This window comes from Limosilactobacillus sp. C0001E2 (assembly GCF_056590915.1).
On record NZ_JBWPXC010000001.1, the window covers coordinates 207,783 to 226,164 of the forward strand.

An 18,382-nucleotide genomic window follows, 5' to 3' on the forward strand; every position below is an offset into this window, starting at 1 on the left:
AACTTATTCTCCACCACTTCCTGGCTGATTGTACTTTGCGCCATGCGGTAGCATAAATTCAAGCTGATTGTAACCATTCCAAGTAGTTTGGTTGTGATTCAGCTGTGTCTCCTCATTATCAATTGTCGACAGTGATTTCATTCCTAACGTTTTCCGGATAAAATTACTGCCCTTCCGTAGTTCGGTAACCGTCGCAATTTGAAAAGCTGTCCCTTGAATCTCAGCATCCCTAAACCGCAAGACACGATGGCGAGTTTGTTTTAACGATGAATGATACTTCCAATAAAGACCGCTGACGTTATTAACCGGTAGATCTGTTCGGACACCATCGCCAATGGTCTTGATGATTTCATTTGTAGTCGTTAAAGAACCCCGTTTTCTGAATGTCCGCATGGCAGATTGAATGACCTGCTGCCCTCGTTTTTGGCGACCATAATCATTATTAGGGTCATCATAACGCATCCGGGCATACTTTAATGCTTGATTTCCGTTAAGATGCTGTCGTCCCTTTTTAAAATGGTGACCTTCATAATCAAAGGCAAACGGATTATCAACGTCCACGCCACCGACAGCGTTAACGACTTTTTTCATGGCCCCCATATTAACCAGCGCATAATAATCAACCGGAACACTCAATAATTCACTGACCTGCTTTTTTGCTTTCTTAGCACCACCAATAGCATAAACTGCATTAATCTTTACGTAGTCCGCTCCCTGGTTAGTCGATACTTTAACCAAGGTATCACGAGGAATTGCTAGCATTGCGACTTGTTGTTTCTGCGGATTAACGGCCATCAATTCCATCGTATCTGTATTACCTGCGTATGCTGTTCCACGGCCTAAAGCACCGACGTCAGTTCCCATTACTAGCACAGTAAATGGTTTTCCCTGACGTAGTTTAGCGGGGAGCGGCTGATGCGCATTCCCGGTCATCTGATTAGTCACTGAACTAATCTGTTGGTGAATCATCAAGCCAATCATCATAACTAATACGACGGTTACACTTAACCATAATTTTGCCGACCGTAATCGTTTAAATTGCACAAACCATCCTCCTCAATTTCAATCAATGGTTTAATTGTACAAAACCACTCTTAATAAATTAAATACTGTTTTATAATAATAGATATTAAAAAATTAGATATGAGGTGCAAAATGAATTTAAAACAGCTCCATTATTTTTTGGTAATTGCGGAAGAACACCAGATTACCTCGGCAGCCAAACACCTTTATACTGCTCAGCCACCATTATCGTATCAAATGAAGCAATTAGAAGAAGAATTAGATACCAAATTATTTCAGCGTACTGCTCATGGAATTAAATTAACCCCAGCCGGGATGACGTTTCAAAAGTACGCTCGCCAACTCGTTAGTATTGCTAACAATGCCAAGCAACAGATCCATCAAACCACTGACGGCACCAGCGGGACCTTGAAAATTGGTCTAATCTCATCAGCTGGGCAAATCGTAATGACCGGACCACTCAGTCAGCTGACTGATAACTATCCGATGGTTAATGTTGAAATTACTGAGGGCAATACGTATGAACTAATCCAAGCTTTGCATGCTGGAACCATTAACCTGGCGATTGTTCGCTCCCCATTCAATGCCGTTGGTCTCCAGCAAACTTCCTTAATGGAGGAACAAATGGTGGCCATTAGTTCGACAACTACTCCCACTATTAATGCACACCAGCATTTAACAATTAATGACCTTGCTCACCGGCCACTAATTTTATACCGGCGCTTTGAAGCCGTATTTAATGACACTTTTCGCCGGCACGGAATCGATCCTTTCTATGCTGTCAAATGTGATGACGCACGGACCGCTATTTTAGCAGCTAACTCTGGAATGGGGATTGCGTTGGTACCACACTCAATTGCCACCCTTTATGCTAACCACCCTTTTCAAACCATTGATGAACCTTCCTGGCGTTCAACCCTACAACTGGTGTGGATGAAAGAAACCGCCTTAGACCCACTTACAAAACGGGTGATCAATCTTTTTAATCATTCACAAATAAATTAATCTCTTGATTACTAACTTTTTGTAAGTTAAAATAAAGCTAATGAATGAAATTTAGCAAAACCATTGGAGGGATTACTATGACTTCAAAATTTAATGAAATTGCTGCTCAACGTCGTTCAATCTATTCGCTAGGTGAAAACGTGCGCCAAACTCCTGAAGAGATTTTTGACCTTGTTAAGACAACGGTTCGCAACTCACCAAGTGCCTTTAATAGTCAAACTGTTCGGACAGTTGTTTTGTTTGGTAAGCAATCGGATCGAGTTTGGGACATTGTGGAAGCCACTTTACAAAAAATCGTGAAGGATCCTGCCGCATTTGAAAAGACGAAGGCGAAAATTGCCACTTTCCGGGCTGGTTTTGGAACGATTCTCTACCTCACCGATACAGAAATTGTCCGTAATTTAGAAAAACAATTCCCATCTTACGCTGATAACTTCCAACCCTGGTCAGAGCAAGCCATTGGTGGTGCTCAACAAGCGGTCTGGACAGCACTCGCTGAACAAGGCATTGGCGCTAGTCTGCAACACTATAACCCACTGATTGACGACGCCATCCATGAAGCATTTGATTTACCAACAACTTGGCAATTACGTGCTGAGATGCCGTTTGGTTCAATTGAACAACCTGCTGGTGGTAAGGAATATCTTCCGGAAGATCAAGTGTTCAAGTTAATTCAATAATTATTTATTCAAAAAGCGACGCTGTGGATTTTCACAGCGCCGCTTTTGCAATTAATTACCATTATACGGATCAGTATCCGAATTCTTTTGATTAACTTTCCGCGGCCCATTATTCGGGTTGCGGTTATTTTTTAAGATATATCTTTGAATTAAGTCCAGGACTTCCGTATTTTGGGGAAGCGATGAATGTTGTGCCAATTTACCAGTGACGGTGACTTGTGTATAGTGCTCAACCGCGCCTTGGTATACATATTTACCGGCTAGCACACTACTCAAAGGCACAATCCCGTCTTCGACATAGTTTTCCGAACCAGCGACCGAATAAACATCGAGATCATCCGGTAAATTATCCCGGTACTTAACAAAGTCTTTCAGCATTTCTGTCCGCCGACTAGTTGGTTCAGAGAAGTTATATGGTGACCCAATCGTCATCAGTCGTTTAATCGTAATCTGATCTTCATCAAAGTAATGTTCCAAGAAGTAAGTGTAGACCAGCCCACCATTGGAGTGACCGATTCCCTTAAAGTTATTGAAATCGTACCGATTCTTTAACTGATTAAAAGCCTTATTAAACATCTTAGCCTGTTTTTTAATGTTGCTATATCCATCGTGGTTATTTTCAAAACCAACAACCATAAATGGTTCATTATCACCGCGCCGGACCCGGCCAGTATAGGTAATCTTACCATCGTTATATACCTTAACCTTGAGCAAGCTGTGACGTTTATGATCCATACTATTGATCTTTTTAACCATACCGTCAAACCGGTTCACCGTCGCACTACTGCCTGGAATCATAATTACTGGCGACATTTTTGACTGCTGACGAATCCGTAATTGGTGAACGTTTTGACACGACCAGCCATAGGAAAGCCCCGTCAAAATGGCAATCAGGATTACTAGCCAAATGATCAATCGCCGGTGTTTTTTAGTGATTTTCATTTGCTGAATCCCCCTTTAAGTCTTCCCGTGCCTGCGCTTCAACTTTTTCAACGAGTTTAACAAATGGAATGTAAAGAATAACATCAATTACCAACAGCACCATTGTAAAAATAAATGCAACCAAGTTACCACCAGTTGCAATAAATGGAATCAAAATTCCTGGGGTTCCATTAGGCACCGGGTAAACTAATGGTGGGAAGGCATGGATGAAAATCAGGCAACTTCCTAAAATAATATTAACTACCGGTAAAAACACGAATGGTAATAAATAAACTGGATTACAGAACACCTGCGCTCCAAACAAAATTGGCAGACCGATATTGAAAAAGCCCGGTGCCATACTCCATCGTGAGACTTGACGGTAATAATGCGAACGGCTGCTCCACAGCACCGCGATTATTAATGCGAGAGTCAATCCGACCCCGCCGAAAACTGCAAAGCCCGTATACAATGATGAAGGCGTAAATGGATACGGAATTCCCCAGGCTGTTTTATGGGTCAATGCATAACCAAGGTTTGCGGCCATTTCGTTGCTATAAACCTGCGAGGTCGCGCTAAGCGGTTCAGCAAACCCTAACCACACGAGAATTGTGTTAACGACTGACAAAGTAATGTTCAAGAAGTAGTTACTGTTCCGGTCTAAGGTCGACCCAATCCACTGACTGACCATGCCGTCTAAACCAAATTGTCGATATAAGGCAAATAAGAAGTGAAGAACAAAAGCACTGCCAACCAAAATGACAAGTGGCTTTAAATTTTTCAGTACGGTCTTAATAATTGCTGAATTGGGTTCTGCAAAGTCCATAAAAGTGGCTGACCGCCCGAGCCCCGGACAAACATTCGCCCAACTACATACCCTACCAGGACCCCAATAATGAGCCAAGCGGCACTATAATACTTCATCTCGATAACGTCACTATTACCTTGAACACCATGAACAAAGATCAAGGTATAGCAAACAATCGCTGCCACACCAGCAATCGGATTTTCCTTATGATAGTACTTGGTAGTTAAAACGGCACTGACTAAGCAGGCAAATGGTGCAGTCCAGCCAACCGTTACCCTGGTCATATCCATAAAGAGAGCCCGCCAAAATTGACGGAATGGTAACCAATCCGCAACGTGTAAAACACTACCTAAGAAACCGTTCGTTGACAGTAAATTTTCGTACAATAACCACGAAAAACTGCCCACTAAAATTAAAGGGAAAAGGGCAATTAAAGTGCGGTGCAGGATTTGGACAAATGACCGTTGCCGAAAACGGACCATCCAATTAATCCACCGTTCTTGATTGAACATTCAATCAACTCCATTCATTCAAACAAATTACTCCATATTATAAGCTGATTAACTTACCCTGTATAGTTTTTAGACGCAGAAAAGCTGTCTGACAAGTCCAATAGTGATCTTGTCAGACAGCCCTTTTATTATTCATAACGTTTTAGATAGTCAGCGAGATATTTGATTGTTAAACTTTGTGGATCATTAACCAGGTCTTGCGGTTGACCACTCGCTACAATCCGACCACCATTTTTTCCACCACGTGGTCCTAGATCAAGTAGATAGTCTGCATTGGCAATCAAGTTCAAATCGTGTGTAATTGTAATAATCGTGGCTCCACGGTCAAGTAACTGCTGCATGACATTAACAAGGGTCTTCACATCTAACGGGTGCAACCCAATTGTCGGTTCATCAAATACAAATAACGTAGTTGCTTGATTACGATTAAGGTGTTTGACTAGCTTCAATCGTTGTGCTTCCCCACCGGACAGGCTGGGCGTGCTTTCACCCAAGTGAAGATAATCAAGACCGACTTCTTGCAAAAGTTGCAGCTCTTTTTCAATTCGCGGTTGATCTTCAAATACCGAAAGGGCTTCACGAACGTCCATCTTTAAAATGTCAACAATCGAATAGCCGTGCCACTTAACTACCTGAACAGCCTGATTATAACGATCCCCGTTACATTCTGGGCAGACTTGCTGCATATCCGGCAAAAATTGAATGTCTAAAGTTACTACGCCAGCACCACCACAGGTAGGACACGCCCCTTGCTTAGGTAACTGCTGGTCCTTCGCTTGAGCTTGAATTGCTGGAACTAAGCTATCTAAAATCAGACTTGTCTTCCCTGCTCCAGAGAAACCAGTAATCGCACTTAACCGATTAACCGGCAACTGGGCATGGACATTCTTGAGGTTGAAATAATTTTGGACGTCAAAGTCAATTTGCTGTTTTGCTGGTTGATCAGCAACAGACCGGGCCAGCAACTTTGCGGTCCCATTTAGGTATGGTCCAATCTTGGACTGATCATCATGGGCCACTTGATCCGGTGTCCCTTGAGCAATAACTTGACCACCAGCATTCCCGGATCCAGGACCCATTTCAATGATCCAATCCGCCGCTTTAATAATGTCAACGTTGTGGTCAACAACCACAAGTGAGTTCCCTTGGTGAACAAGTTCCCGGAAGACGTTTAACAATCCAGTAATGTTATCCGAGTGCAGTCCAATCGACGGTTCGTCAAGGATATACAGCACCCCCGTGGTTTGGGTTCGCAAGGTCCGTGATAGTTGAATTCTTTGCAGTTCTCCCGTGGATAAAGTATTCCCGTTTCGTGACAGGGTCAAGTAATCCAACCCCAACTCTAATAACGGTCGTAGGTTATCCGTAAATTCTTTAAAGAGGCTTTGTGCCATCTTATGCATATCTGATGGTAGTTCTTTTAAGACATCCTGTTGCCAGTCTTTTAGTTCGACAAGTGTTAATTCACTCACCTGAGCAATGTTTAAACCACCAGCAAGCTGCTTGAGCAACTCGGGCTTTAAACGTGTCCCGTGACAGACTGGACATGTCGAATAGTGGAAAAACTCACTAATCCGTTTTTGGGCCCGTTCACTTTTACTAGATTGTGCAGAACGCAACACCGCTGCATGGGCATTTTCATATAAAGCATTAAAGTCGTGAAAGACCCGCCCCGTGCCTGACCGAAAGTCCATCTTAAATTTCCGTTCTGGACCATTCAGCACAAAGTCCTTCTCTTTATCCGTCAAATCCTTGTAGGGTACGTGAATCCGCACACCTGCTTGCTCAGCGACGCTCGGCATAAAGTTCCGCCCCGGGAGGTGCCAGGAAGCCACCGCACCATCTGCTAAACTCAGGTTTTCATCACCAATTAATTTACTATCGTCAATTGTCCGGACTTGACCAGTCCCCTGACAGTTAGTGCAAGCCCCTGCAGAATTAAAAGCAAAATCTTCCGCGCTAAAGGCATAGAATTGCGCGCCACATTCTGGACAGGTTAATTTCCCCATATCATCCCCAGACGTGCTCATCACCTGTGCAATCTCCAAACTCGGCTTTAGCCGATGACCATTCGGACAGACTGGTGACCCCAACCGAGAAAAGATCAGCCGAATAACGTTAAAGATTTCACTCATCGTTCCAACAGTAGCGCGTTCTGAAGGAATGCTTGGCCGTTGTTTCAAAGCAAGTGCCGACGGAATATGCTTAACACTGGTTACTTCAGCTTGAGCCCCAATTTTAATCCGCCGTCGGGTGTAAGTTGAAAGTGCCTCTAAATAACGGCGCGAACCTTCTTCATATAAAATTCCCATTGCTAACGAACTTTTCCCCGAGCCAGACAGGCCAGAGATCGCCACAAACTTGTGTAACGGAATATCAACATCAATATTTTTTAGATTATGAACTCGTGCTCCGCGAACTTCAATTTGCGTTGGTAATTTCTCCACATTTACGACTCCTTTCCATTAAATAATGTAATTATACGTGTCGACGATTCATAATAATCGTAATCACTGCCCACAGGAATGTCCAGATCAAACCAACTAAGGAGACCATTGCCCCTAGTTGTAATCCTGGAATATGGTAATGCAATACCACGTGGTGCGTTCCCTTGGGAAGCCGAATGCCCACGAATGCTTGATTGGTCCGAATAATCGTGGCCTTTTTTCCGTTTACCGTGGCGGTCCATCCACTGGAATACGGAATTGATGAGGTCAAAATCCCGGTTCGGGTAGTCGTGATATTCCCAGCCACTTGGTTTGGATTAAATTTAAGATTCTTGAGCCCATGACGTTGAATCGTTCGTACTTGTTTCTGATAGTGACGCCCTAATTTCACCGCAGTGACTTGATACTTTAATTGATACGTGCCTAGCTTAGTTGGTTTAAACGTTAACTTTTGCGGGAATTTACCATCGTAATAACCGATGTTGAGGGTTCCATTTTTGACCTTCTTAAAAAGTGACAACACACTTTGCTTGGGTTGGTCAACCGTTGCCGTCCCAAACTTACTCTTAAAATTCAACTTAAAACTGATATCTGGCGAACCATTAAGAACGTGATAACGCCAATACTTATACTGATTGAAGCGGTGGTTAATATATTGTCCGGGATTAACCGCCATTTCTAGTAAATGCTGCTGTTCGTACTTAAGCTGATCTTTCATTGAAAATGGCGTGTACTTAATTTTTGAAAAATCAATGTGCACTTCACTACCACTTAATTGCTTCCGGTTACTGGACTTCTCCATTGCCGGAAATTGCAGTTGATATGTTTCATCACTATCAGTGTATTTTAAGTGGTTTGGATCGACTTTATTCAGTCGGTTTGAAATCAACACTGACTTGACCGTTTGGACAGCATTACTCAAGTCAGCAACACGCATTCCTTGGGCATTCTTCTGACTGGCGTTAATAACCACCCCGCTGGCTAATGCCCGTTCTTTAGCGGAGGCAGATAGTTGCTGGTACCGTTGCGGACGAATGTAGGTGTCTTGCCAGTACAACAACGGAAAAGCATTTTTCGTCTTATAACGGATCGTCTGGGTCGGTATTAAATCCGTTTTTTTCTTCGCATCTGATGGTTGTCCCTGGTCATAATTGATAATTGGTGCCGTCAATTGATCTTGCTTATAACCGTACGGAATTTTAGTTGCATTATCTCCATTACTTTGAACAAACAGATATTTAACCCCAAAGAAATTATTTAACACCGTCCGATCATCCGCCTGACGAATCGGAATATTCGGGGTGTATTGGATGTTTTGCAGTGAATTATTAAATGCGCCAAGATATTTATTTTGCAGTGAATAGTACGAATCAATATTATTCAATCCGGATGTTAAATCATTATCCCAGTTGACTCCCGGAATAATCTTGTTTTGACTAACCGTAGAGACCCGGTAGAAATATTGTTGATTAAGGTCCTGGTCCAGCCCGCCATACCGATTCTTCGTCATCACTTGATACTCACCACGGTTTAGCATTCGACTGGAAAAGCCACCATTATACGGGAAAGCAGCATAAATCTCGTTAAAGCCGGCATTTAACAAGATAATCGCCAAAAGCCAATAGTCGGGATGGCGAACACCATGCAAATTCAGAATCCACAGCACCATCATCGAACCAATCAAGAAGAAGACTGGCATAAACATCGCATCATCATTTTGGAAAAAGTATGTGACAAATAAAATTACTAAGTAAATGATGGTCGCCCAATTTAAGATCCATAACTGGTGTCGGGAGAGCCGAGCAGCATTTTCTAGGAGGATACAAATTGTCATTGCTAGTGGCAGGTAAATTAATAACGTCCAACGATTAGAAGTTGACATCATCCCGTTAAAAAAGGCGCCGACTGCTGGAATTAGGAGCATCACAAATGCTAAGCCGAGACTAATGGTCAATAACGGGTAACGACGCGGCTGGCTGTACAAGTAAACTAGCGCGATAAAACCAATACTTACAATCCCGAGCGCCGACCAAAACATAAAGTACCACTGACCACCATTAATCAGCTGTTTAGGTAGGAAAAGATAATAGTAGAGCGGATATGTCTTGAGGCCGTTAGCAAACTGAGACCCAGCCCGGGTCGAATTCATCACCGCATTGAGTTCTGGGACAAGCAATACTGCTGCCAGTAAAATGCTGGTGACCGTAGCAAAAGCTAACTTTCCCAGAACCAGTGGGTAATTGAGTGTCTTACGATAATGAGTTGCCACCCGTAATACCAAGTATAAGAAGGCCCCAATCCCGAGAACGTAAGCCAGATAGTAGTTGCTGACCAGCATCCAGAAAAAGGCCCCAACCAATGGCCAAGCAGAACGATTCTGCAAAACCCGTTCAATTTGCACCACAATTAAAGGAAACAGAATAAACGGCGTGGTAAAGAACGGTTGGGCAATACATGCATACAGCAGAAATGCATTCACCATGTAAGCAACCGTTCCCCCGAGGATGACATTGTCGCGGAAACGAAAGTGTTGGGCAAAGTAGACAAAGGCAAGCCCGACACAATACATCCGTAAAATTAAAATCACCTGATAAGCCATGGTCATCTTGTGCGCGTGAAAGAGTAATGCTAAATATGAAAAAACATCGCCCAGCGTGTAATATGAATAGACTTGAAAGGTATCGGTTCCCAAGCCCATTTTCCATGACCAGACCTGGTGAGCATGAAATGGGTGCCGGAGAAACTCTAAGACCGCCTGGCGATACTTCACCATTAATGGCAAGTGTTGATTCAGCGCATCCCGGTTTAAAATGAAAGTATGCCCAAAAATTAAATATGTCCCAAAAATACAAGCGGCAATTACGATGAACAGTAAACTATACTTCAAATACAGTTTTTTTACGTCCCGCCGTTTAAACGAAAAATTCATGCTCCTGCTCCGTTCCTAAAAAATAAAGGCGCTGGCAAGAAGACTCTCACCCGCGCCTGTCAATCGGAAAGACAGGATTCGAACCTGCGACCCCCTGGTCCCAAACCAGGTGCTCTACCAAGCTGAGCTACTTTCCGAAATTACTCGCTGCTAATTAGCAACGAGTTATATATTACCGTTGATTCACTCAAATGTCAACGACTTAATTAGCGTGAAGCGCGACCTTAATAATGGCAACTACAACCGCAACTGCAAATAAGATCACGTTGGCCCCCATTAACCAGCGATCCTTATTACCTAATTCATTTGACCACAGTGCACTGACGGTTCCTGCTAAGGCAAAGAGCACGCCCAGAAGCATAATCATTTCCTGCTGAGCACCGCCTAGAAAAAGCACCGCATACAAAATGACTAGCATCCCAATTAAACTTAAAACTAACGCCACTAATTTCTTCATTCCTAATGAATCTCCCAACTATTCTTGATGTGAAACTTGATGTGAAAAATATTGTGCAGCATGAATTGCCTGCTGCCATCCTTGATACAGATTGGCTGCCCGTTCTGCTGGCATGGTAGGTGTAAACTGCGTGCCCAGCTTGCTGAGCTTTTTCAGTTCCGTTTGGTCTTCCCAGAAGTCAACCGCTAAGCCAGCCAGAAAACTAGCCCCAAGGGCAGTCGTCTCCTCAATTTGTGCTCTGACAATTGGTGTCTGAAGGATGTCTGCCTGAAACTGCATCATGAAATTATTGCGGGAAGCTCCACCATCGACGGCCAGCATTGTGAGAGGCAGTCCCGTATCCGCAACCATTGTATCCACTACATCCTTCGTTTGATAGGCAATCGCTTCTAGTGTTGCCCGGATAATGTGTTCGCGACTAGAACCCCGGGTTAGGCCAAACATCGCTCCGCGGACTTCTTGATCCCAGTATGGTGCCCCGAGTCCCGTAAAGGCAGGGACAACATACACACCACCAGTAGTTTTGGCGTCGACCGCCATTTGCTCAGATTCACCCGCAGATTTAAATAATTTTAAACCGTCCCGGAGCCATTGCACTGCCGATCCGGCCACAAAAATACTCCCTTCCAGGGCATACGTAATCTTGTTATTCAAGCCATAGGCAATTGTCGTCAATAAACCATTATCTGACAATGTTGGTTGGTCACCAGTATTCATGACGGTAAAGGCACCCGTCCCATAAGTATTTTTGACGTCCCCTTTGTCAAAGGCCGCTTGACCGAAGAGTGCCGCCTGCTGATCACCGGCAATCCCCGCAATTGGAATTTGGACCCCATAAAAGTGGTAATCACCAGTATAACCAAAGATTGATGATGAAGCCTGTACCTTTGGTAGCATTTGCCGCGGAATATCCAGCAGCCGGAGAATATCATCATCCCAATCTAAACTATGGATGTTAAATAACATGGTCCGACTGGCATTGGTGACATCAGTCGCGTGCACCCGATGACTTGTCAGGTTCCATAACAGCCAGGTGTCAATCGTACCAAACAATAAATCACCGTTTTCAGCTTTTTGCCGGGCACCAGGAACGTGATCTAGCAGCCACTTAATTTTGGTAGCTGAGAAATATGAATCAATCACCAGTCCCGTTTTGCTATGAATAAGGTCCGTATAGCCATCTGCAGCTAATTGTTCCGCAATTGGCGCGGTCTGTTTCGATTGCCAAACAATTGCATTATGAATCGGTTGACCAGTATGCTTGTCCCAAATAACGGTCGTTTCCCGCTGATTGGTAATTCCAATCGAAGCGATTTTGTAAGGCTGAATGCCAGCTTTGATCATTACTTCAGAAATTACTTGCTGAACCGCATCCCAAATTTCCAAAGCATTATGTTCAACCCAACCGGGTTGTGGGAAATATTGGGGGAATTCTCGTTGGGCGATGGCAACTTCCTGACCATCATGGTTAAAGATAACGGCCCGGGTACTAGTTGTTCCCTCATCAATCGCCATTACATACTGTTGATCACTCATCTTGTTATCCTTTCCAATTTGCGTAATACCCTTCTATTTTACAACAAGCAGTGAGGATCCGCGACTTTCCTTCACATTTGTAAGCTAATTCTGCTTACTCAATTCCCGACGAATAGTTGCCACAGTTCCAATATCCTTAGCGGTAAAAATAATGTGATCATTGTAATTAATCGTGGTACCGCCTGTCGGTACGATCCATTTATTACCCCGCCGAATGCGGCTAATCGTAATCTGATCAACAAATGGTAGGTCCATCAGTGGCCGGTCAGTGTACTTGTGATTGCGAACCCGGACTTCAAACAGACCGGCTTCAGTACTAGTCAGCATTTGGTAAACCGCTGGTGATTCGATCAGTGACCGCATGACAGAAGCTTCAACATTGAACGGATTGAAGAGTTCTACCCCTGATTGACTGAGGGTTGCTAATTGCCCTTCATCCACCGTGCGGTTAACTTGGGCGACAATTACCCGACTAACGCCATTTTTCTTCGCTAAATGACCAAACTTAAAGTTCTTATCATCGCGGCGGAAGCCCGTTACCAAAATATCGGTATCAAAGAACTTACCATCCGCTAAACATTGCTCATCAAGATTTGGCAAGTAAGTGAGCTGGTCAACCTGACTATTATAGGTTTTATAATTTTTCTCATCATCAGTGACCATCCGGACATCAAACCAATTCCGTTGCAATTGTTGAGCTACCGGCACCGTTAAGACATTTGTTCCTAAGAATACGACCCGTTGCCGAATCAGATCTTCTCGATCCAGGTGGTAACCCGAATTAAAGACAATTGGTGCCACAATACATACAATCACCGCCGCAAGGATAAAAGCATCTGATTGGGTAGCCGTAATCGTGTGCAGATTACGAGCAACTTGTAATGATGGCAAGACCAACGTAATCGTCGTGACGGTTAAGAAACCACCCGCAAATGAATTCCGCCGTCCAAAGCGCAGTCGGTAGACTGGGAAGGTCCAAAACTTAGCTAGGATAAAGCAAAGCACGAGAATTGGAATTAAAAGCAATGCCTGCGCATTACTTAGTAAGGTCCGCAAATTCAACCGCACCCCGGTCATAATGAAGAAAATTGGAATGAAAAATCCATAGCCAATTGATGTTAATTTATCACGGGTTGCTTCACTCGGTTCTAATAATTTCATTACCATTCCGGCTAAAAAGGCCCCGAGAATATTTTCAGCACCCACGGTTTCCGCAATGATCACAAGCGTAAAAATCAGGAAGAAAGCTAGCCGAATGTCTAGCTGAGTAGTGGACTTAGTAACCTTGGTAAACCAATTGTAAGGCTGCTTAAACCGTCGCAATAAGAAAATGGCTGCCAGCAATAAGAGCACGATTAACCAAATCCGGCTCCCGTTACCCCCATTAACCGACGCGTAAACGGTTAAGGCAAACATTGGTACCACTTCACCCAGTACCGCTGTCAGCAGGATGGTTTGCCCCATTGGCCGACTCAAAATTTCCTTTTCCTTTAGAGTCGCAATTACCACCCCGAGGGCAATCGTTGAAAAGAGGATCACTGACAGAAAGACATTGTCGAATAAGCCGGTCATGCGTAGAATTAAGCCTAAAACAAACGCATTAATTAGGGTCCCAACAAACGCAATTCCAGCCAGCTTCACTGGTGACCAACGTTGCTCTTCATTATTGGTACCGGGGCGGAAAAGGTCAAAGTCAATTTCCATTCCCGATAGAAACATTAAAATGATCACTCCTAAAGACGACAATTGTGTCAAATCAGACGTGACCTGAACAATATTGAAACAGCTTTTTCCGATTAGGATCCCCATGACAATTTCAGCAACCGCAGTAGGAACTCCAGAGATCTTAAACCGCGCCATTAAAATTGGAATTAATAGCGCTGCTAGCATTACAAGAAACATTGATAATCGAGCCATAATACCCCTCTTTCCGAATTCTTCCCCATTTTACAATTTTTTGGGTGTAATATTAACACAATAACTAATTTTAAGGAGCAAGTTCATGAAAAAATTTTCTGCATGTACCAGTATTTTGGTTGGGAAAAAGGCCTCCCTGGATGGAACCATCATGATTGGCCGTAATGAAGATGCTAAAGCGGCTTGGCCCAAACACTTTGTGGTCCACCAACGTGGTGAATTAGGTGATCAGTTCATTTCTAAAGAAACGAAGGTTAAAATTCCCTTACCAACCCCTAGTTTTAAATACACTGCTACCCCTGAATGGACGAGCAAAGCAGGTCTTTTTGAGGAAGATGGAATCAATGAATTTAATGTTGCCATGAGTGCCACCGAAAGCGCATATTCCAATGACCTCGTTTTAGGGTTTGATCCCCTCGTAGAAAATGGGTTAAATGAAGAAGGCATGATTACCCTTGTTCTGCCATTTGTCAAGACAGCGCGAGAAGGGGTTCAACGACTCGGTAAATTAATTGCACAGTACGGAACTGGAGAAACTAATGGGGTTTTGTTTGCTGATGATCAAGAAGCCTGGTATTTTGAAAGTGGTGCTGGTCACTACTGGGTTGCCCAGCGAATTCCCGACGATGCCTATGCGGTCGTGGGCAACCAACTTGCCATTCAAGAAGTCGACTTTAATGATTCGCACAACTTCTTGTATCACCCCGGTATTCAAGAGTTCGTGGAACATCATCATTTGAACCCGCAGCCAACTGGATTTAATTTCCGGCAAATCTTTGGCACTGCAGACCGTTCCGACGCTATTTATAGTACACCACGAGTTTGGTCTGGTCACCAGATGTTTAGTGCCAGTCAAGCTGAAAATGAAACGCCGGAATCACAAGCCTTGCCATTCATCATGAAACCGGATAATCTTATCAGTATCTTTGATGTGCAAAACTACCTCGGTTCCCATTACCAAGGCACACCATATGATCCAATTGGAACTGGCGATCCGCATGATCGGCATCGCTACCGACCAATTAGTCTTGCCAAAACGCAAGAATCACATATTTTGCAAATGAATCGACCATATGGTAATGATATTCACTGGTTAGCCATGGGCGTAACTGCCGAAAGCTCTTTCGTACCATTTTTTGCGGACATTAATGAAACGCCGGCTGCTTACCGCCGTGGTAAGCTACCGGCACAGCCCAACTCAGCTTATTGGATTTTTAAGCACGCGGGGGTACTTGTAGATAGTGACCTTCACAATCTCCTGCCCCTCCTAGAAGATGTGCAAAAAGGTGTTAATCAAGCGGCTATCAAATTTATTGATGAAATGGATCAGGCAAAGCAAACCCGTGATGAAAATTGGGCTTATTACATTACCAAGCAAAACACGGTCTTTGCCCAACAAGTTTTGCGAAAGTACCAGCAACTAACTGCAGAATTGATTACCAAGCTGACTGATAATAGTCCGTTGAATTTTAAAACTGATGAAAATCTATAAAAAAAGGCAATCGCAAATGCGATTGCCTTTTTAACTACCAACTAGCTTTTTTAACACCAGGAATTTGCCCCTTGTGCGCTAAATCCCGGAAGGTTAAACGTGACATGCCAAACTTTCGCATGTAAGCATGCGGCCGCCCATCATATTCATCCCGATTACGTAAACGCACCGGACTAGAATTCCGTGGCAGCTTTGACAATGCAACGTAATCACCACTAGCTTTTAATTCACGGCGCTTAGCTGCGTACTTTTTAACTAGTGCTCGTTGGTGTGCTAACTTAGCAATTTTTGACTTTTTCGCCATCTAAATATCGTCCTCCTTCGACAATTATTTTGGTAATGTAATCTGGCTAATTTAAACATTTCTTCGTCAATTTCTACTCTCTATTATCCCATACTTTCGGGATTTATCAAGTATTTTACTTACTTTTTGTTATTTAATTTCGCAGCATAATCGCGATATTGAGCTGCGTAATGATACTTTTGATTTTGGGCATCCACAAGCGGTTGGTTATGGGTATCAACCCGGCCACTTTTAAGGGTACGGTGATACAGTTCAAGATATGGAACGCCGGATTGGTCAGCCAACCGACCTTCTGCTGCCCGGTCGTAACCGACGTGCCGAAAATTCAGGCCCGCAATCCCTTGATCATCAACTTCCATAACCAGGTAGTGAGCCCGGGTATCTTTCTGGAGACGATCCCACCCATTAAACGGCTCACCAACGGAACCGGGATTTAAAACCTTGCGTTCATCGCTTGCGTAACGAAGCAGTTCATGATGAACATGGGCATAAATGGCTACGTCAGGACGATCTTGATCAAATAGTTGGTCAAAATTAGTCGACGAATTTGTTGGGAAAAGCGCCTGGCCCATATTCAAATCTGGTAGATTATGAGAAACCCCAAAGGCCAGCGGTCCCACTTCAACTGTCTGGTGAAGTGGCCATCCAGCAATTTTATCAATGATTGCTGGATCGATCCGTTCACCAACGTATTCGGCCAACCGCGCAAAATAAACATGTGATGGTCGATCAAGATCCATCTGTCCTCGGGCACCCCGAACCGTTAAATCATCCCAATTTCCCCGAACAATAACCGTTGGTGCTAATTTTTGAAAGATTTCCCAAATTTCGTCAATTCCGGGACCCGGCATTAATAAATCACCAATAAACCAGCTTTCGTCCACGTGCTGCTTAACCGCATCGTGATACATTGCCCGAAAGGCATGCACATTCCCATGAACATCTGAAAAAACCGCAATTCGTTTTGTCACCATTACCACTCCGCTTTCTCGATCTTCTTTTAACTTTACCACATTTTTTCCAGAATCAAGTAATGGAAATCTGGTATACTAATTTCTATATAATTTTTTGAGGAGTGATGAATAAATCTATGGATACCACAGATTCGCCAGAACCCCTGCCGAAGGGTTGGCATAATACCTTTTATACACTTTGGATTGGATGTTTCATTACCGGAATGGGTTATTCGATGACGATGCCTTTTATCTCCTTGTTCATTAATGAACTCGGTACTTTTAACCGATTTGAACTCAACCTGTATTCTGGTCTTGCCTTTGCCATGACCTTTATCTCACAAGCAATTGTTTCACCCTACTGGGGAAATCTCGCCGATCAAAAGGGCCGCAAATTAATGTGTCTGCGGGCCTCTGGGGTCATGGCCTGTACCATCTTTATTACGGGACTATCCACCAGCGTTTGGATGATCATTGGAATGCGTTTCTTACAAGGAGCGTTCTCCGGCTACATTAATAACGCGACGGCACTAATGGCTGGAGAAACGCCCCACCGTAAATCAGGGTGGGTGATGTCAGCAATGATGACTGCCGGAGTAACCGGAAACTTAATCGGGCCGTTAATCGGTGGTGCGTTATCAAGTCACTTTGGTTATCGGATTCCATTCTTTATCACCGGTGGTTGAATGTTCTTGGTCTTCATTACCACCTGGACCAACACGAAGGAACACTTCACCCCAATTGATAAAGAAGCAATGAAACCAATGAAGGATCTTTTACATAAAATCCCCAACGTGAAAATTATCTTTGCCATGTTCATTACCACCATGATCGTTCAAGCGTCTGTTATGAGTATTGACCCCATCGTGAGTCTCTACGTTAAAGAAATGATGCATGGTACTGGTGACATTGCCTTTGTAGCTGGGGTGGTTGCGGCAACTCCGGGCCTTGGTAACTTATTGTCAGCTTCGAAAGTTGGCCACATCATGGATGAAATTGGACCAGAACGGGTCTTAATGATTGGGTTAATTATCGCAACCTTGTTATTTATCCCGATGACCTTTACCACTTCCCCATGGATGTTAGCCTTCTGGCGTTTCTTGCTTGGCATGACCAATGCTGGTCTAATGCCAGCTGCCCAAACGATTTTGACTCTGGACGTTCCCGATGAGGCATTTGGTCGCATCTTTTCCTATAATCAATCATTTCAGGCTGCGGGATCGGTTTTCGGTGCCTTATTGGGTTCCGTTATTTCTGGTGTCTCAACCTATTCAATGGTCTTTGCCCTAACTGGTGCAACCCTCTTTATTAACATTTGGATTGTCGTCATTGGCCGCAGTCATCAAAAAGTTCGTAGTTAAATTCAAAAAATTCGTCAGAGTAATTTCCAGCTCTGGC

At 43.7% G+C, this 18,382-nt stretch carries 14 protein-coding genes, 1 tRNA gene and 1 pseudogene; 4 read left to right on the forward strand and 12 right to left on the reverse strand.

Going from position 1 to position 18,382, the window contains the following annotated elements; translation table 11 throughout:
- Nucleotides 1-3: 3 nt before the first annotated feature.
- Entirely contained in the window at nt 4-1,044 is a 1,041-nt protein-coding gene (locus tag AC1EKL_RS01020) for an LCP family protein (protein ID WP_480189108.1), read from the reverse strand.
- A gap of 111 nt (nt 1,045-1,155) precedes the next feature.
- On the opposite strand from AC1EKL_RS01020, the gene AC1EKL_RS01025 reads away from it, so the two are divergent.
- Complete coding sequence (locus AC1EKL_RS01025) at nt 1,156-2,028, forward strand: LysR family transcriptional regulator (RefSeq protein ID WP_480189109.1); 873 nt, start codon at nt 1,156-1,158, stop codon at nt 2,026-2,028.
- A gap of 77 nt (nt 2,029-2,105) precedes the next feature.
- Complete coding sequence (locus tag AC1EKL_RS01030) at nt 2,106-2,708, forward strand: nitroreductase family protein (protein WP_480189110.1); 603 nt, start codon at nt 2,106-2,108, stop codon at nt 2,706-2,708.
- Between the two features lie 51 nt (nt 2,709-2,759).
- Here the strand turns inward: AC1EKL_RS01030 and AC1EKL_RS01035 are convergent, their stop codons facing one another.
- The 9 genes from AC1EKL_RS01035 to AC1EKL_RS01075 all read right to left on the reverse strand — a co-directional run bounded on the left by AC1EKL_RS01035 (nt 2,760) and on the right by AC1EKL_RS01075 (nt 14,235).
- Nucleotides 2,760-3,650, reverse strand: a complete 891-nt coding sequence (locus tag AC1EKL_RS01035; protein WP_480189111.1) for an alpha/beta hydrolase — start codon at nt 3,648-3,650, stop codon at nt 2,760-2,762.
- Nucleotides 3,637-4,455, reverse strand: coding sequence for a PTS transporter subunit EIIC (locus tag AC1EKL_RS01040; protein WP_480189112.1), 819 nt, complete (start codon nt 4,453-4,455; stop codon nt 3,637-3,639). Before AC1EKL_RS01040 ends, AC1EKL_RS01035 begins: the two co-directional genes overlap by 14 nt.
- Nucleotides 4,410-4,949 carry a hypothetical protein gene (locus tag AC1EKL_RS01045; RefSeq protein WP_480189113.1) on the reverse strand — a complete coding sequence of 180 codons (540 nt, stop codon included), beginning with the start codon at nt 4,947-4,949 and terminating at the stop codon, nt 4,410-4,412. The genes AC1EKL_RS01040 and AC1EKL_RS01045 overlap by 46 nt, the downstream gene beginning before the upstream one ends.
- A 128-nt stretch (nt 4,950-5,077) precedes the next feature.
- Nucleotides 5,078-7,396 carry an ATP-binding cassette domain-containing protein gene (locus AC1EKL_RS01050; protein ID WP_480189114.1) on the reverse strand — a complete coding sequence of 773 codons (2,319 nt, stop codon included), beginning with the start codon at nt 7,394-7,396 and terminating at the stop codon, nt 5,078-5,080.
- A 31-nt stretch (nt 7,397-7,427) separates the two neighbouring features.
- Nucleotides 7,428-10,325 (reverse strand): YfhO family protein, encoded by a 2,898-nt coding sequence (locus AC1EKL_RS01055; protein WP_480189115.1) that lies wholly within the window; start codon nt 10,323-10,325, stop codon nt 7,428-7,430.
- Nucleotides 10,326-10,388: 63 nt separating this feature from the next.
- A tRNA-Pro gene (locus AC1EKL_RS01060) sits at nt 10,389-10,462 on the reverse strand.
- A 65-nt stretch (nt 10,463-10,527) separates the two neighbouring features.
- Nucleotides 10,528-10,782 (reverse strand): hypothetical protein, encoded by a 255-nt coding sequence (locus AC1EKL_RS01065; protein WP_480189116.1) that lies wholly within the window; start codon nt 10,780-10,782, stop codon nt 10,528-10,530.
- 18 nt (nt 10,783-10,800) lie between these two features.
- Nucleotides 10,801-12,318, reverse strand: coding sequence for a glycerol kinase GlpK (gene glpK / locus AC1EKL_RS01070; protein ID WP_480189117.1), 1,518 nt, complete (start codon nt 12,316-12,318; stop codon nt 10,801-10,803).
- Nucleotides 12,319-12,402: 84 nt separating this feature from the next.
- Entirely contained in the window at nt 12,403-14,235 is a 1,833-nt protein-coding gene (locus AC1EKL_RS01075) for a cation:proton antiporter domain-containing protein (protein WP_480189118.1), read from the reverse strand.
- A gap of 85 nt (nt 14,236-14,320) precedes the next feature.
- On the opposite strand from AC1EKL_RS01075, the gene AC1EKL_RS01080 reads away from it, so the two are divergent.
- Entirely contained in the window at nt 14,321-15,727 is a 1,407-nt protein-coding gene (locus AC1EKL_RS01080) for a C69 family dipeptidase (RefSeq protein WP_480189119.1), read from the forward strand.
- Between the two features lie 34 nt (nt 15,728-15,761).
- Here AC1EKL_RS01080 and rpsN read toward each other — a convergent pair whose 3' ends face one another.
- Both rpsN and AC1EKL_RS01090 read right to left on the reverse strand, forming a co-directional pair.
- Nucleotides 15,762-16,031 carry a 30S ribosomal protein S14 gene (gene rpsN / locus AC1EKL_RS01085; protein WP_480189120.1) on the reverse strand — a complete coding sequence of 90 codons (270 nt, stop codon included), beginning with the start codon at nt 16,029-16,031 and terminating at the stop codon, nt 15,762-15,764.
- 119 nt (nt 16,032-16,150) lie between these two features.
- Nucleotides 16,151-17,002: a metallophosphoesterase family protein gene (locus AC1EKL_RS01090; RefSeq protein WP_480189229.1), complete on the reverse strand. Its 852-nt coding sequence runs from the start codon at nt 17,000-17,002 to the stop codon at nt 16,151-16,153.
- Nucleotides 17,003-17,121: 119 nt separating this feature from the next.
- Here AC1EKL_RS01090 and AC1EKL_RS01095 point away from each other — a divergent pair.
- Nucleotides 17,122-18,345, forward strand: a pseudogene (locus AC1EKL_RS01095) (MFS transporter).
- Nucleotides 18,346-18,382: the final 37 nt, after the last annotated feature.

Coding starts and splice junctions, on each gene's coding strand:
- AC1EKL_RS01075 (WP_480189118.1), bottom strand. CDS start 14,235: ATGGCTCGATTATCAATGTTTCTTGTAATGCTAGCAGCGCTATTAATT.
- rpsN (WP_480189120.1), bottom strand. CDS start 16,031: ATGGCGAAAAAGTCAAAAATTGCTAAGTTAGCACACCAACGAGCACTA.
- AC1EKL_RS01065 (WP_480189116.1), bottom strand. CDS start 10,782: ATGAAGAAATTAGTGGCGTTAGTTTTAAGTTTAATTGGGATGCTAGTC.
- AC1EKL_RS01080 (WP_480189119.1), top strand. CDS start 14,321: ATGAAAAAATTTTCTGCATGTACCAGTATTTTGGTTGGGAAAAAGGCC.
- AC1EKL_RS01035 (WP_480189111.1), bottom strand. CDS start 3,650: ATGAAAATCACTAAAAAACACCGGCGATTGATCATTTGGCTAGTAATC.
- AC1EKL_RS01030 (WP_480189110.1), top strand. CDS start 2,106: ATGACTTCAAAATTTAATGAAATTGCTGCTCAACGTCGTTCAATCTAT.
- AC1EKL_RS01040 (WP_480189112.1), bottom strand. CDS start 4,455: ATGGACTTTGCAGAACCCAATTCAGCAATTATTAAGACCGTACTGAAA.
- AC1EKL_RS01055 (WP_480189115.1), bottom strand. CDS start 10,325: ATGAATTTTTCGTTTAAACGGCGGGACGTAAAAAAACTGTATTTGAAG.
- glpK (WP_480189117.1), bottom strand. CDS start 12,318: ATGAGTGATCAACAGTATGTAATGGCGATTGATGAGGGAACAACTAGT.
- AC1EKL_RS01025 (WP_480189109.1), top strand. CDS start 1,156: ATGAATTTAAAACAGCTCCATTATTTTTTGGTAATTGCGGAAGAACAC.
- AC1EKL_RS01045 (WP_480189113.1), bottom strand. CDS start 4,949: ATGTTCAATCAAGAACGGTGGATTAATTGGATGGTCCGTTTTCGGCAA.